The organism is Williamsia sp. Y853 (genome assembly GCF_056786495.1).
Genome location: NZ_JBXCJC010000001.1, coordinates 2,436,240 through 2,450,621 on the forward strand (window position 1 = coordinate 2,436,240; position 14,382 = coordinate 2,450,621).

Below are 14,382 nucleotides of genomic sequence, written 5' to 3' on the forward strand. Positions count from 1 at the left end.
GGCCAATGATGGCCGGGAGATTCACCAATGAAGGGAAGTCAAGTGGCAGTCGAGATGTTCTACGACGACGATGCCGACCTGTCGATCATCCAGGGCCGCAAGGTTGCGGTCATCGGATACGGCAGCCAGGGTCACGCGCACTCATTGAGCCTGCGCGACTCGGGCGTCGAGGTCCGCATCGGCCTCAAAGAAGGCTCGAAGTCTCGTGCCAAGGCGGAGGAAGCCGGCCTGACCGTCGGTACGCCGGCAGAGGTTTCCGAGTGGGCGGACGTCATCATGGTGCTCGCACCGGATACCGCTCAGGCAAGCATCTTCACCAATGACATCGAGCCCAACCTCAAGGACGGCGACGCGCTGTTCTTCGGTCACGGCCTGAACATCCACTTCGACCTGATCAAGGCTCCGGAGTTCGTCACCGTCGGCATGGTCGCACCGAAGGGCCCCGGCCACCTCGTGCGTCGTCAGTTCGTCGACGGCAAGGGCGTTCCCGCGCTCATCGCAGTGGATCAGGATCCCAAGGGTGAGGGCCAGGCTCTCACGCTGTCCTATGCCAAGGGCATCGGTGGCACCCGTGCAGGCGTCATCAAGACCACCTTCAAGGAGGAGACCGAGACGGACCTCTTCGGCGAGCAGGCCGTGCTCTGCGGCGGCACCGAAGAACTCGTCAAGGTCGGCTTCGAGGTCATGGTCGAGGCCGGTTACGCGCCCGAGATGGCGTACTTCGAGGTGCTTCACGAGCTCAAGCTCATCGTCGACCTCATGTACGAGGGTGGCATCGCCCGCATGAACTACTCGGTGTCCGACACCGCTGAGTTCGGTGGCTACGTGTCGGGCCCGCGGGTCATCGACGCGGGTACCAAGGAGCGCATGCAGGCCATCCTCAAGGACATCCAGGACGGCACCTTCGTCAAGCGTCTGGTTGCCAACGTCGAGGGTGGCAACAAGGAGCTCGAAGGTCTGCGTAAGCAGAACGCCGAGCACCCGATCGAGGTCACCGGCCAGAAGCTGCGCGACCTGATGAGCTGGGTTGATCGCCCGATCACCGAAACCGCCTGATATTCAAGCGTATTCATAGAAAGGCCCCGGACCATTGGTTCGGGGCCTTTCTGTTGTCCGTCTCAGGACAGGCGAAATCCGGTGATTCGTCGATCTGCAGGATCGCGATGCCCGAACCACCGCCGAGCGGGACCTTCCCCGGAGTCGCCGAGGCGGGGGACGTCACGAGCGAGCGGGTCAGTACACCTTGAATCCGTTGACCCCGCGCAGAGGCAGGTCGTCCAGGATCGGCTTGATGTTGGTGCCCGTCTCGGGTCCGATGCAGCCGACGTAGTAGTAGGCGTTCACCATGCCGATGAGTCGGTCACCGATGACCACCGGGCTGCCCGAGTCGCCCTCGAGGACACAGATCTGACTGATGTGCTCGACGCCGTCGGCGAACCACGTGACACCACAGGTGTTGCCGCTGGTCCGGCCTTCCTTGCAGGCGATGTCCGGGAACTGCGGGGGAGTCGTCTGCACGCTGCGGATGGTCACGTTCCCGACCGTGCGGGTCGGTGCGACCTTCTCCGGATCGAACGCGATGATCGCGTAGTCGAGTTTGTGATTGGAGAACGTGATCCGGCCCAGGACGCCGCGATCCTGATCTTGCTCGGAGGCGACCCGCTGTCCGCCTTCACCACAGTGGCCTGCGGTCAATCCGTAGAGCGTGCCGGTGTTGTCGGTGCCGATGGTGGTCAGCGTGCACGCCGAGGCGCTGTTGCCGCCTTTGAGGATCAGGATTCCCGAACCGCCGCCCAAGGCGACCTTCGCCGGCGCCGCGACCGCAGCTCCGCCCCCGGTCACAAGTAGTGCGGCGGATGCCAGGGCCATGCAGGCCACAAGCAATTTCTTCAGCATCGGATTCCCCAATCATCGGCCGTGGTCTATCCCGGTGTGTCTCCCCCGAAGCCGGAATATCCTCCTTGAAAGATAGTCGCAATCGATCTTCGGGGCGGCATTTCCCAGGTCATCGGGCCGACTGATCCGATTCATGCAGGTCCGCGCCGGGTTCGTCGATATACCCGGGAACGGATCGCTGTGGGCGGCCACTAAGCTGATCGCTGGAGTTGCCACTTCGCTGGCTCCCGGTAAGCGCCGGGCGCTACCCGACCCCAGGAGAATTTTACTGTGAGCCCCACCGGCCGCCCAGTCGTGTTGATCGCCGACAAATTGGCACAGTCCACGGTTGCTGCCCTCGGCGAAGATGTCGAGGTGCGCTGGGTCGATGGCCCCGACCGCCCGAAGTTGCTCGAGGCAGTCAAGGATGCCGACGCCATTCTCGTGCGTTCGGCTACTCAGGTTGATGCCGAGGTCCTCGCCGCCGGACCCAACCTGAAGATCATCGCCCGCGCCGGCGTCGGACTCGACAATGTCGATGTCGCGGCCGCAACCGAGCGGGGCGTGATGGTGGTCAATGCACCGACGTCCAACATCCACACAGCCGCCGAGCACGCCGTCAGCCTGTTGCTGTCCGCCGCCCGCCAGATCCCGGCCGCCGATGCGACCCTGCGCGAGCACGAGTGGAAGCGCTCGAAGTTCAACGGTGTCGAGATCTTCGGCAAGACCGTCGGTGTTGTCGGACTCGGCCGGATCGGACAGCTGTTCGCACAGCGCCTGGCCGCCTTCGAGACCAACATCATCGCGTACGACCCCTACGTGTCGCCGGCTCGCGCCGCACAGCTCGGTATCGAGCTGGTCACCCTGGACGAGCTGCTCGAGCGCGCCGACATGTTCTCGGTGCACCTGCCCAAGACTCCGGAGACCCTCGGCCTCATCGGCGCCGACGAGCTGGCCCGCACCAAGAAGGGCGTCATCGTCGTCAACGCCGCTCGCGGTGGGCTGATCGACGAGCAGGCACTGGCCGATGCCATCAAGACCGGTCATGTGTTCGCCGCAGGCCTCGACGTCTACGCCACCGAGCCGTGCACTGATTCGCCGCTGTTCGAGCTCCCGCAGGTAGTGGTGACCCCGCACCTGGGTGCCTCCACCTCGGAGGCGCAGGATCGCGCAGGCACCGACGTCGCGAAGAGCGTGCGTCTGGCCCTGGCCGGACACTTCGTCCCCGACGCCGTGAACATCACCGGTGGCGCAGTCGACGACGAGGTCGCCCCGTGGCTCGAACTCGTCCGCAAGCTCGGTGTCCTGGTCGGCGCCCTGTCGGGTCAGGTTCCGGCCAACCTCAGCGTTGACGTCCGCGGCGAGATCGCGTCGCGCAATGTCGACGTCCTCGGACTGTCCGCGCTGCGTGGTCTGTTCTCCGCCGTCATCGAGGATCCGGTCACCTTCGTGAACGCTCCCGCCTTGGCGGCCGAGCGTGGTGTCACCTCTGAGGTGACCACCGCGTCGGAGAGCCCGAATCACCGCAACCTGGTGGATCTGCGTGCGGTCTTCGGTGACGGAACCGTCCTCAATGTCGGTGGCACCCTGTCGGGGCCTGCCGAGGTCGAGAAGATCGTCAACATCAACGGCCGCAACTTCGACCTGCGGGCCGAAGGCCTCAATCTTGTTGTCTCCTATGGAGATCAGCCGGGATCACTGGGCAAGATCGGCACCCTGCTCGGCAACGCCGGCATCGACATCGCGGCCGCCGGACTCTCGCAGGACGCCGAGGGTGAAGGCGCGACCATCCTGTTGCGCGTGAGCCAGCAGATCCCCGAGGCCGTCCTCACCGCCATCGGTGAGGCAGTCGGCGCGACGCTCATCAAGCAGGTCGACCTGTCATGAAACTCGCTGTCATAGCCGGCGACGGAATCGGCCCTGAGGTCATCTCCGAAGCTCTGGCGGTACTGGAACACGTCCTGCCGGGCGTCGAGACCACCGAGTTCGATCTCGGCGCCAATCGCTACCACCGCACCGGCGAACTGCTGACCGATGAGGATCTGACCGCGATTCGCGGCCACGACGCGATCCTGCTGGGCGCGATCGGCGATCCGTCGGTCACCCCGGGCATCCTCGAGCGCGGTTTGCTGCTGAACATGCGCTTTGCGCTCGATCACCATGTGAACCTGCGCCCGAGCAAGCTCTACCCCGGCGTCACCTCGCCGCTGGCGGGCAACCCCGACATCGACTTCGTTGTGGTCCGTGAAGGCACGGAAGGCCCGTACACCGGCAACGGTGGTGCCATCCGCGTCGGTACCCCGAACGAGGTCGCCACCGAGGTCAGCGTCAACACCCGGTTCGGCATCGAACGCGTTGTCCGCGATGCCTTCAAGCGTGCTCAGGCCCGTCGCAAGCACCTCACACTGATCCACAAGACAAACGTGCTCACGTTTGCCGGATCGATGTGGAAGCGGACCGTCGACGAGGTTGCGGTTGAGTACCCCGAGGTCACCGTCGATTACAACCACATCGATGCGGCGACCATCTACATGGTCACCAACCCGGGTCGTTACGACGTCATCGTCACCGACAACCTGTTCGGCGACATCATCACCGACATCGCAGGCGCGGTCAGCGGTGGCATCGGCCTGGCGGCATCGGGCAACATCGATGCGACCGGCACCAACCCGTCGATGTTCGAGCCGGTCCACGGAAGTGCTCCGGATATCGCCGGGAAGGGCGTCGCCGATCCCACGGCTGCCATCCTGTCGGTGGAACTCCTGCTGCGTCATCTCGGCCACGAGGCCGAGGCCGACCGGATCTCGCAGGCGGTCGCCGCCGACCTGGCGAGCCGCGGAGAACTTCCGGTCGACACCAAGGAGATCGGGACCCGGATCCGGGCAGCCCTGGGCTGACCCGCCGGCCGGGCACACTCACAAACCCCACCCGTTCCAGGCATTTCCACACGTTGCACCATGTGGTTTTGACTGAAACGGGTGGGGTTTGTCGTTGTAGCCACCGGCCGTCAAGACGGAGTGGTCACCAACGCGTCGCGCTTTTGGTCCGGTGGGACCACTCCGATCGCGGCGGCCGGGGCTGCCGCGGCGATCAGGAACGCGGCCGGGTAGCCGAAGGCACCGATGGCCATGCCGAACAGCGGTGTGGACGCGGCCATCCACAGGTATTGGCCCGTGTTCTGGACCGCCAGTGCACGACCGCTCCATTGCGGCCCGGAGAACTCGGCGATCGCGGTGAACGCCAATCCGTTGTCGGCCACCGTGATCACGCTCGCGATCACCATGACGGCCGCCGCGACGGGGCTGTTGAGCCAATCGGTGAAGGCCAGCAATCCCACCGATGCGGTGGCGCCGATCGAGATCAACCGAATCGGTTTGGTGCGTGATCCCCAGACGTCGGACCATCGGCCGGCGCCGATGCGACCGGCGGCGCCGAGGATCTGACTGATCGTCACCAGGATGCCCGCGGTCATCGGGGACCAGTTGTGCTGCACGATCAGCCAGGCCGGCACAAACGTCCACAGCATGCCCTGGGGGACACACAGCAGAATGCTCACCCCATGGACACGTGGCAGGAACTGGCTTCCGCGATACGGATTCGACGACATGGCGGTCTGGGTGGCCGATGTCGATGGTCGTTGCGGGTCGGCGACCACAACCAGGACGAACACTGTCGCGATCACCGTGACAACCAAGGGGACCACCAGACCGGTTGTGACACCGAACTTTTCGGACAGAACCGGGATCGTCAGGGCGCAGACACCGATGCCCAGCGGTTGCGCCGTCTGCCGGACACCCATCGCGGTGCCGCGTTTCTCGGGCGAGAACCATCCGACGACGATGCGGCCACCGGCCCCGTTGGTGGCGGCCGAGGTGACGCCTGCCACCAACAGTGCCAGGCCCAGGACGGCCTTGGGTGCGTCCCACATGTTGGCCAAACATGCCGTCGACATGGTGACGATGGTCGAGCCCAGTGACAGCAGCAGGATCCGGCGCTCGCCGAACCGGTCGAGGGCGATACCCCAGGCATAGGTCGACAACAGCAGCCCGAAGGTCGGCGCCGCTGCCAGGGTTGACGCCTCGGTCAGTGACATCCCTTCTGAGCGGTGCAGTTCGGGGATGAGGAAGGCGACACCGCTGACGACGCAGGTCGTTGCCATTGCGGACAGCAGGGAGGCGCAGAGCATTGCCCAGCGGCGGGCATTGGTGGGCATATCAGGACCTCCTCGATCGCGTTCTCAACATATGAAATAGAATGTCCATATAGTAGAACGCCGCTGGGGATGGTGCCAAGGGCGGCTCCCGACAGTTGAGATCGTCCGGGTGCGATAGTCTGGCGACCATGCGACTAGGTCGAATTGCCAGCCCTGACGGGGTTGCTTTTGTCAGTATCGAAGGCGACGGCGACGCCGCCACGGCTCGTGAAATTGCCGAACACCCTTTTGGTACGCCCACGTTCACCGGCCGGAGCTGGCCGCTGGCCGATACCCGCCTGCTGGCGCCGATCCTGGCCAGCAAGGTGATCTGTATTGGTAAAAATTATCTGGCTCATGTGGCTGAAATGGCCGAAGACGAAGCGGAGCGGAGCTCGACCCCAGGGGTTGTTGAGGCACCGGAGAATCCGGTGATTTTCATAAAGCCGAACACTTCGATCATCGGGCCCCACGTGCCGATCCTGCGGCCGAAATCTTCGGACCGCGTGGACTTCGAGGGTGAGCTCGCGATCGTGATCGGCCGCCCCTGCCGCGATGTGAAGGCGGCAGCGGCAAAGGATGTGATCCTCGGCTACACGATCGGCAACGACGTCACGGCCCGCGATCAGCAGAAGGCCGATGGGCAGTGGACACGCGGCAAGGGCCACGACACCTTCTGTCCGCTCGGGCCGTGGATCGAAACCGAACTCGACCCCAGTGATCTCGAGATCCGCACCGAGCTCAACGGAGAGGTCAAGCAGCGCAGCCGCACCAGCCTGATGCTGCACGACGTCGGCGAGATCGTCGAGTGGATCAGCGCCGTGATGACACTGCTGCCCGGCGACGTGATTCTCACCGGCACACCGGAAGGCATCGGTCCGATGGCCGCCGGCGACACGGTCAGTGTCACCGTCGAAGGCCTCGGCACGCTGACCAACCCGGTCGCCGAGCGGGGGTAGCAGATGCGTCCGCGGCCGAAAACTGCTCAGGTCAACGGAATCTCGCTCAGCTACGAGGACTCCGGTTCAGGTCCACTGGTTGTCATGGTGATGGGTAGTGGCAGTCCGGGCCGGGTCTGGAAAGCGCACCAGCAGCCGGCGCTGGTCAAGGCGGGCTACCGCGTCGTCATGTTCGACAATCGCGGCATCGCACCGTCGAGTGAATGTCCCGAAGGGTTCACCATCGCCGACATGGTGGCCGATACCGCCGCTCTGATCGAGTTTCTCGGCGGTGAGCCTGCGGTTGTGATCGGAACCTCGCTCGGCGCGAAGGTGACCCAGGAGTTGGCGTTGGCGCGACCGGATCTCGTCCGGTGCGCCGTCATGATCGCGACGTACGGTCGCAGTGGGCCACTGCAGCAATGGATCTCCGAAGGGGAGCGGGCGCTCTACGACCAGAAGATCACGTTGCCTCCTCGCTTCCACGCGGCGATCACCGCGCACCTCAATCTGTCTCGGCACACCCTCGACAACGACACCGCGGTGCGGGACTGGCTCGATGTGATCGAGTTCTCTGGGCAAACGGTGACGCCGGGTATGCGGGCACAACTCGGGCTGCACGACGGAGAGAGTGATCGTCTTGCCGCATATGCCGGGATCACCCGGCCGTCGCTGGTGATCGGTTTCGCCGACGACCGTACGTTGCCACCACATCTGGCTCGTGAGGTCGCAGACGCGATACCCGGTGCGCGGTACGAGGAAGTGGTCAAGGCCGGTCACTACGGCTACCTCGAGCAGCCGGCCGAGGTCAACGCGCTCCTGATCGAATTCTTGGGGCAGCACACCGCCTGAGGATGCCAGGGGACAGCGGCACTGTTACCCCCGCGTAATCTGGGCGCATGAGTGAATCGCAGGTCCGCGTCCGTTTTTGTCCATCTCCGACCGGCACACCACATGTCGGGTTGGTGCGTACCGCGTTGTTCAACTACGCCTACGCCCGGCACAACGGTGGTGCGTTCGTGTTCCGGATCGAGGACACCGACGCCGCGCGCGACACCGAGGAGTCGTACGCCGCGATCCTCGATGCGCTGCGCTGGCTCGGCCTGAACTGGGACGAGGGCCCGGAGGTCGGTGGCCCGCATGAGCCCTACCGTCAGTCGCAACGCAAACCGCTGCATCTCGATGCGGTCGCAAAGCTTCTCGATGCCGGTGAGGCCTACGAGGCGTTCTCGACGGCAGAAGAGGTCGAGGCGCGGCACAAGGCCGCAGGCCGTGATCCCAAGCTCGGCTACGACAACTTCGACCGCGACCTCACCGAAGGGCAGAAGCAGGCATTTCGCGACGAGGGCCGCCGCGCCGTCGTCCGGCTCAAGATGCCCGATCGCGACATCTCATGGGACGACCTGGTGCGCGGCACCACCACCATCCCGGCCGGGACGGTGCCGGATTTCGCGCTGACACGCGGCAACGGAGATCCGTTGTACACCTTGGTCAATCCCGTCGACGACGCGTTGATGGAGATCACCCACGTCCTGCGCGGTGAAGATCTGCTGTCGTCGACACCGCGTCAGATCGCACTCTACGAAGCGCTCATCCGGGTCGGAATCGCAAGCCGGACACCCGAATTCGGGCATCTTCCGTTTGTGATGGGGGAGGGCAACAAGAAGCTGTCGAAGCGCGACCCGCAGTCGAGCCTGTTCCACCACCGCGATCGCGGGTTCATCCCCGAAGGCCTGCTGAACTACTTGGCGCTCCTGGGCTGGGGCATCGCCGACGATCACGACATCTTCACCCTCGACGAGATGATCGCCGCGTTCGACATCTCGAAGGTGAACTCCAATCCCGCCCGGTTCGACCAGAAGAAGGCCGACTCGATCAACGCCGAGCACATTCGCCGGCTCACCCCGGAGGACTTTGCCGGGCGGTTGCGGGACTTCCTCGTCAAGGCGGGCAAGTTGACCGAACCGGTCGACGAGGCCCAGTGGGCGGTTGTCGCCGATCTGGTCCAGACGCGCATCCAGGTCCTCGGGGACGCGTGGGGACTCATCGCATTCCTCTACGTGTCGGACGACGAATTCGCGATCGACGAAGCAGCGGCCCGTAAGAACCTCGGAGCCGACGCGGCGCCCGTTCTGGACGCGACCATCGAATCGCTGGCGGCATTGCCTCAGTGGACGACTGAGGCCATTGAAAGCGCCCTCAAGGAAGCGTTGGTGGAGCGACTCGAGCTCAAACCGCGCAAGGCGTTCGGTCCGGTTCGTGTTGCGGTGACGGGGTCGCACATCAGCCCTCCGCTGTTCGAGTCGTTGGAGCTCCTCGGGGCGCAGCGCAGCCTCGCCCGACTGCGCGCTGCTCGCGCAACGATCGTGTAAAAAGTGCCTCTGACCTGGCGATTACAGGTTAGGGCGCAGGGTTTGATAATCTCTTTCTCGTTGCTTTTCCAGCCGCCACAAGCGACTGGGAGAGCAGCGAATGGGGTATGGTGTAATTGGCAACACAGCGGTTTCTGGTACCGCCATTCTAGGTTCGAGTCCTGGTACCCCAGCGACAACAGCGTAATACTGTGTCAGTTCTGGCCCCGTCGTCTAGCGGCCTAGGACGCCGCCCTCTCAAGGCGGTAGCGCGGGTTCGAATCCCGTCGGGGCTACAACAAGATCAACCCTTCTCCTGCCATGCAGGGGGAGGGTTTTTCTCTGTCCGGACCAAGGCGGTCGGCTTCCACGCAGCAGCGAAGGCCCCCGCTGGAACTGATGTCCGGTAGGGGCCTTCGAATCTTGTTGGGAGCTATAGGCCAAACGCTGCGAGGGCGGCGGCGAGATACACCCCGAGCAGCTGGATTCCGCTACCCAAGATTCCGAAAGCAAGTCCGACAAAATCGGCTGAACCCACTGTTGATACTCCTTCGGTGAACCCTCCACCTGGTTTGAGCGGGGGGACCCGCTGTGGCCGGCAAAAGAGGGATTCTTGTAGCTGTGCCGCGGCGGACGCCTGAGTGTGGCATGAATCACAAGCGGCGATTGCTGCTTACGCCTGATTTGAGTTCGGCATCCGCCGATCGCGCCTATCGGATTTGAAGTCGTCGAGCTTCTGACCCCCGCGACGTAGAACGGCCCCCACATCGAATCGATGTGGAGGCCGTCGCGGGTGTGTCTACTACTTCACGAACTCCGCCGTGGTTCCGGCGAGCGGGACTTCGGGGAGTCCGAGCTTGCGGTGGTCCCAGCTGCGGACGCGGTCGGTCTTGATCCGGATCGCAACCCGCTTGTTCATCATCTGATCGACGTAGGGGCGCATCTCGTCGGTGTACGGGCCGTTGTAGCGTTCCCACACACTGATGCCGCACATCAGGATCGAGTCCGGGTCGTCGAGGATCTCGGCGGTCCCGTCGATCGATACGCCGCGCAACTCGTTGTAGGTGAGGCCGGCTTCGATCATCACGGTGCAGATCGGATTGCGGCGAATGTTCACGGCTTTCTGTGATTTCGCCTTTGTCTCGAACCAGATCTCGCCATCGATGACGCCGTACCACATGGCCACCAGGTGGGGACGGCCCGTGGCGGACACCGTTGCCATCGTGGCAGTGCGGCTGCGAACGATGAATTCGTCGATCTCGTCGTCGCCCATCACGATTTTGCCGCGCTCGTTCGTTCCCATCGGGTGTCCTTTCGTTCTCCTGCCGGGCGCCAACGGAGGCCGGTCAGGTCACTGTCGTTCGAAGATGTGACTTTCGATACCCCACCCTAGAGTCGTTTGTTGATTGCATCCGCCGCGGCCAGTAGGTCGGCGGCCCAGCGTGATCCCGGACGCCGTCCCATCCGGTCGATCGGACCGGAGACCGATATCGCGGCGATGACCTCGCCGGCGTTGTCGCGTACCGGAGCCGAGATGCTGGCCACGCCGGGCTCGCGCTCACCGATGCTCTGCGCCCATCCCCGGCGGCGGACCTCGAGCAGTGTGCGTTCGCTGAAACCGTTCTCACCCAGCAGGAGCCGGGCGGTCGCGGGGTCGGCCCAGGCGAGGAGGACCTTGGCCCCTGAGCCGGCGTTCATCGGCAGCCGGGCTCCGACGGGGACGGTGTCGCGGAGTCCGGATGGCGGCTCGATGGCGGCGACGCAGATCCGGTCGGCGCCCTCTCTGCGATAGAGCTGCACGCTCTCGCCGGTGATCTCCCGCAGTCTGGGCAGGATCAGCGCTGCGGCCTCGCGCACGGTGTCGGTGGCTCCGGCGGCGAGTTCGCCGAGTGCGGGGCCCGGGCACCACAGGCCGGAAGTATTGCGCGCCAACAGTCGGTGGGTTTCGAGTCCGACGGCGAGCCGGTGCGCGGTCGCACGCGGCAATCCGGTCCGCGTACACAGTTGGTTCAGGTTGCACGGGCCTTCGGAGACGGCGTGCAGAACGGCGACGGATTTATCCAGAACACCGATCCCACTGGCCACTGCCGATGCGGTATCATTTCTCACAAGCCGATACTATGCTCTCGCATACTGAGATGCCAGCCCATCTCGTCAGAAGAAGAAACTTGGTGATCATGATGACCGAACGTCCAATGACCTTGGCCGAAAAGGTTTGGGAAGAACATGTTGTGGTGCGTGGTGAAGGTGAGGGATCGGGACGCAACCCCGACCTGATCTACATCGATCTGCATCTAGTCCACGAGGTGACGAGCCCGCAGGCGTTCGACGGCCTGCGCCTGGCGGATCGTCCGGTGCGACGACCCGACCTGACGATTGCGACCGAAGACCACAACGTGCCGACGATGAATATCGACAAGGAAATTGCCGATCCCATCTCGCGTCTGCAGGTCGACACCCTTCGCAGGAACTGCGAAGAATTCGGAATCCGGTTGCATTCCATGGGTGATGCCAATCAGGGCATCGTCCACATCATCGGACCGGAACTCGGTCTGACGTTGCCGGGTATGACAGTCGTCTGTGGTGACAGTCATACCGCCACGCATGGTGCTTTCGGCTCTATTGCGATGGGCATCGGTACCTCCGAGGTCGAGCATGTGCTGGCGACGCAGACACTTTCGTTGCGTCCGTTCAAGACAATGGCGATCAATGTGGACGGCGAATTGCCGCCCGGCGTCACCGCCAAAGACCTCATCTTGGCGGTCATCGCGCAGATCGGGACCGGCGGCGGACAGGGCTATGTGCTCGAGTACCGCGGCCCGGCCATCGAGAAGCTCTCGATGGAGGCCCGAATGACCGTGTGCAACATGTCGATTGAGGCCGGTGCTCGCGCCGGACTTATTGCACCCGATGACATAACCTTCGAATACGTCAAGGGCCGTCCGCATACGCCGACCGGCGCCGACTGGGATGCCGCGGTGCAGAACTGGCGTCAGCTCCGTACCGACGACGGTGCGGTCTTCGACGCAGAGGTCCATATCGATGCGACCAAGCTGACCCCGTTTGTCACCTGGGGAACCAACCCGGGGCAGGGGTTGCCCCTGGGTGCTTCTGTGCCCGACCCCGCCAAGATCGCCGATGCAGCAGAGGCCGAGGCGACCGAGAAGGCACTGCGGTACATGGATTTGACGCCTGGCATGCCGCTGCGCGAGATCGAGGTCGACACCGTGTTCGTCGGCTCGTGCACCAACGGGCGTATCGAGGATCTGCGTGCGGTGGCCGAGGTCTTGTCCGGTCATCACGTGGCCGAAGGCATTCGGATGCTCATCGTTCCCGGATCGGGGCGGGTGCGCCTGCAGGCCGAAGCAGAGGGACTCGGCGACATCTTCGAGGAAGCCGGCGCAGAGTGGCGGCAGCCCGGTTGTTCGATGTGCCTGGGAATGAACCCGGATCAGCTCGCACCCGGCGGACGGTCCGCGTCGACCTCGAACCGCAATTTCGAAGGGCGGCAGGGAAAGGGAGGCCGAACTCACCTCGTGTCCCCAGCTGTGGCTGCTGCCACTGCAATTCGAGGACGCCTCAGTGCCCCGACCGACCTGACCGATTCAGTTCCCGCGGTCTGAGCGCGGACGAGAAGGAGTATTGACGATGGAACCGATCAGCATTCATACCGGAATCGGCGTGCCGCTTCGCCAGGGCAATGTCGACACCGACCAGATCATCCCGGCGGAGTTTCTGAAGCGGGTGACTCGCACCGGATTTGAGGACGGACTGTTCGCCGGCTGGCGCGCGGACCCGGGCTTCATTCTCAATGTCGAGCCGTACAACCACGGATCTGTCCTGGTGGCGGGCCCCGACTTCGGCACCGGATCGTCCCGTGAGCATGCGGTCTGGGCGTTATCTGACTTCGGTTTTCGGGTCGTGATCTCGTCGCGCTTCGCTGACATCTTCCGCGGCAATGCCGGAAAAGCCGGGTTGGTGGCCGCGCAGGTGGACCAGGCGGACGTCGAGCTGATCTGGAAGCGGCTCGAGGAGCAGCCCGGGTTGGAATTGACGGTGAGCCTTGAAGATCAGACGGTCACAGCAGCGGACCTAGTGGTGCCCTTTGCAATTGATGAGTACACCCGGTGGCGTCTGATGGAGGGTCTGGACGACATCGGATTGACATTGCGGCAGGTCGAAGCCATTTCTGAGTTCGAAAAGGCAAGGCCCGTATGGAAACCGAAGACCCTGCCGGAGCCCGCTTCGGGGAGCGCAGCGAGGCCACGGCCGTAACCTGTTAGACGGCATACCTTTCGCCACGCCGAGCGAATTTGGCGTCGATCGTGGACGTTTTGCGATTTGACGTTTACCGTGTTCATTTAGATGGCCCAAAGTGGGTCAACAGTTTGCGGAGGTTGAATCCATGAACAAGGCAGAGCTCATCGAAGAACTAACAAAGAAGTTGGGGACCGATCGCCGTACGGCTACTGACGCCGTCGAGCACATCGTCGACACAATCGTGCGGGCGGTGAACAAGGGTGAGAGCGTGACGATCACCGGTTTCGGTGTCTTCGAAAAACGGCGTCGCGCCGCTCGGGTTGCTCGCAACCCGCGCACCGGCGAAACCGTCAAGGTCAAACCGACTTGGGTGCCGGCATTCCGTCCGGGCGCACAGTTCAAACTCGTTGTGTCCGGCAAGCAGAAGCTGAGCGCATCGGGCCCGGCCGTCAAGCGTGGCAGTGCAACTGTCGCAGCGGCACCGGCCAAGAAGACCGCAGCCAAGAAGGCGGCTCCGGCCAAGAAGGTTGCAGCCAAGAAGGTGGCTCCGGCCAAGAAGGCCGCTCCCGCCAAGAAGGTTGCAGCCAAGAAGGTAGCTCCGGCCAAGAAGGCCGCACCTGCCAAGAAGGTTGCAGCCAAGAAGGTAGCTCCGGCCAAGAAGGCCGCACCTGCCAAGAAGGTTGCAGCCAAGAAGGTAGCTCCGGCCAAGAAGGCCGCACCTGCCAAGAAGGCTCCGGCGAAGAAGGCTCCGGCCAAGAAGCGCTGA

General features: G+C 63.8%; 13 protein-coding genes and 2 tRNA genes. 11 read left to right on the top strand and 4 right to left on the bottom strand.

From position 1 onward, the window contains the following. Positions 1-54: 54 nt before the first annotated feature. Positions 55-1,056 carry a ketol-acid reductoisomerase gene (gene ilvC / locus AC1TPF_RS11135; RefSeq protein ID WP_482144085.1) on the top strand — a complete coding sequence of 334 codons (1,002 nt, stop codon included), beginning with the start codon at positions 55-57 and terminating at the stop codon, positions 1,054-1,056. A gap of 177 nt (positions 1,057-1,233) precedes the next feature. Here ilvC and AC1TPF_RS11140 read toward each other — a convergent pair whose 3' ends face one another. Next, positions 1,234-1,896, bottom strand: a complete 663-nt coding sequence (locus AC1TPF_RS11140; RefSeq protein ID WP_482135070.1) for a S1 family peptidase — start codon at positions 1,894-1,896, stop codon at positions 1,234-1,236. Between the two features lie 270 nt (positions 1,897-2,166). On the opposite strand from AC1TPF_RS11140, the gene serA reads away from it, so the two are divergent. Together serA and AC1TPF_RS11150 are read left to right on the top strand one after the other, a co-directional pair. After that, positions 2,167-3,762 carry a phosphoglycerate dehydrogenase gene (gene serA, locus AC1TPF_RS11145; protein ID WP_482135069.1) on the top strand — a complete coding sequence of 532 codons (1,596 nt, stop codon included), beginning with the start codon at positions 2,167-2,169 and terminating at the stop codon, positions 3,760-3,762. Continuing rightward, positions 3,759-4,772 carry a 3-isopropylmalate dehydrogenase gene (locus tag AC1TPF_RS11150; RefSeq protein WP_482135068.1) on the top strand — a complete coding sequence of 338 codons (1,014 nt, stop codon included), beginning with the start codon at positions 3,759-3,761 and terminating at the stop codon, positions 4,770-4,772. The genes serA and AC1TPF_RS11150 overlap by 4 nt, the downstream gene beginning before the upstream one ends. Positions 4,773-4,882: 110 nt before the next feature. Here the strand turns inward: AC1TPF_RS11150 and AC1TPF_RS11155 are convergent, their stop codons facing one another. Continuing rightward, the gene (locus tag AC1TPF_RS11155) at positions 4,883-6,088 is read right to left on the bottom strand and encodes an MFS transporter (RefSeq protein ID WP_482143863.1); all 1,206 of its coding nucleotides are present in this window, start codon (positions 6,086-6,088) and stop codon (positions 4,883-4,885) included. Positions 6,089-6,216: 128 nt separating this feature from the next. Here AC1TPF_RS11155 and AC1TPF_RS11160 point away from each other — a divergent pair, with 128 nt between their 5' ends. The 5 genes from AC1TPF_RS11160 to AC1TPF_RS11180 all read left to right on the top strand — a co-directional run bounded on the left by AC1TPF_RS11160 (position 6,217) and on the right by AC1TPF_RS11180 (position 9,652). Further along, the gene (locus AC1TPF_RS11160; protein WP_482143864.1) at positions 6,217-7,026 is read left to right on the top strand and encodes a fumarylacetoacetate hydrolase family protein; all 810 of its coding nucleotides are present in this window, start codon (positions 6,217-6,219) and stop codon (positions 7,024-7,026) included. Positions 7,027-7,029: 3 nt separating this feature from the next. Further along, positions 7,030-7,857, top strand: a complete 828-nt coding sequence (locus AC1TPF_RS11165) for an alpha/beta fold hydrolase (RefSeq protein ID WP_482143865.1) — start codon at positions 7,030-7,032, stop codon at positions 7,855-7,857. A gap of 47 nt (positions 7,858-7,904) precedes the next feature. Beyond that, positions 7,905-9,377, top strand: coding sequence for a glutamate--tRNA ligase (gene gltX, locus AC1TPF_RS11170; RefSeq protein WP_482143867.1), 1,473 nt, complete (start codon positions 7,905-7,907; stop codon positions 9,375-9,377). A gap of 101 nt (positions 9,378-9,478) precedes the next feature. After that, a tRNA-Gln gene (locus AC1TPF_RS11175) sits at positions 9,479-9,550 on the top strand. Between the two features lie 29 nt (positions 9,551-9,579). Further along, positions 9,580-9,652: transfer RNA gene (locus AC1TPF_RS11180), tRNA-Glu, on the top strand. Between the two features lie 506 nt (positions 9,653-10,158). Here AC1TPF_RS11180 and AC1TPF_RS11185 read toward each other — a convergent pair. Both AC1TPF_RS11185 and AC1TPF_RS11190 read right to left on the bottom strand, forming a co-directional pair. Further along, complete coding sequence (locus AC1TPF_RS11185; protein WP_482135063.1) at positions 10,159-10,659, bottom strand: pyridoxamine 5'-phosphate oxidase family protein; 501 nt, start codon at positions 10,657-10,659, stop codon at positions 10,159-10,161. Positions 10,660-10,745: 86 nt separating this feature from the next. Continuing rightward, positions 10,746-11,465 carry an IclR family transcriptional regulator gene (locus AC1TPF_RS11190; RefSeq protein ID WP_482135062.1) on the bottom strand — a complete coding sequence of 240 codons (720 nt, stop codon included), beginning with the start codon at positions 11,463-11,465 and terminating at the stop codon, positions 10,746-10,748. Positions 11,466-11,536: 71 nt separating this feature from the next. On the opposite strand from AC1TPF_RS11190, the gene leuC reads away from it, so the two are divergent. From leuC to AC1TPF_RS11205, 3 genes are all read left to right on the top strand, one after another. Next, positions 11,537-12,979 carry a 3-isopropylmalate dehydratase large subunit gene (gene leuC, locus AC1TPF_RS11195; RefSeq protein ID WP_482135061.1) on the top strand — a complete coding sequence of 481 codons (1,443 nt, stop codon included), beginning with the start codon at positions 11,537-11,539 and terminating at the stop codon, positions 12,977-12,979. Positions 12,980-13,004: 25 nt separating this feature from the next. Further along, positions 13,005-13,631 (top strand): 3-isopropylmalate dehydratase small subunit, encoded by a 627-nt coding sequence (gene leuD, locus AC1TPF_RS11200; RefSeq protein ID WP_482135060.1) that lies wholly within the window; start codon positions 13,005-13,007, stop codon positions 13,629-13,631. 130 nt (positions 13,632-13,761) lie between these two features. After that, positions 13,762-14,382 (top strand): HU family DNA-binding protein, encoded by a 621-nt coding sequence (locus AC1TPF_RS11205; RefSeq protein WP_482135059.1) that lies wholly within the window; start codon positions 13,762-13,764, stop codon positions 14,380-14,382.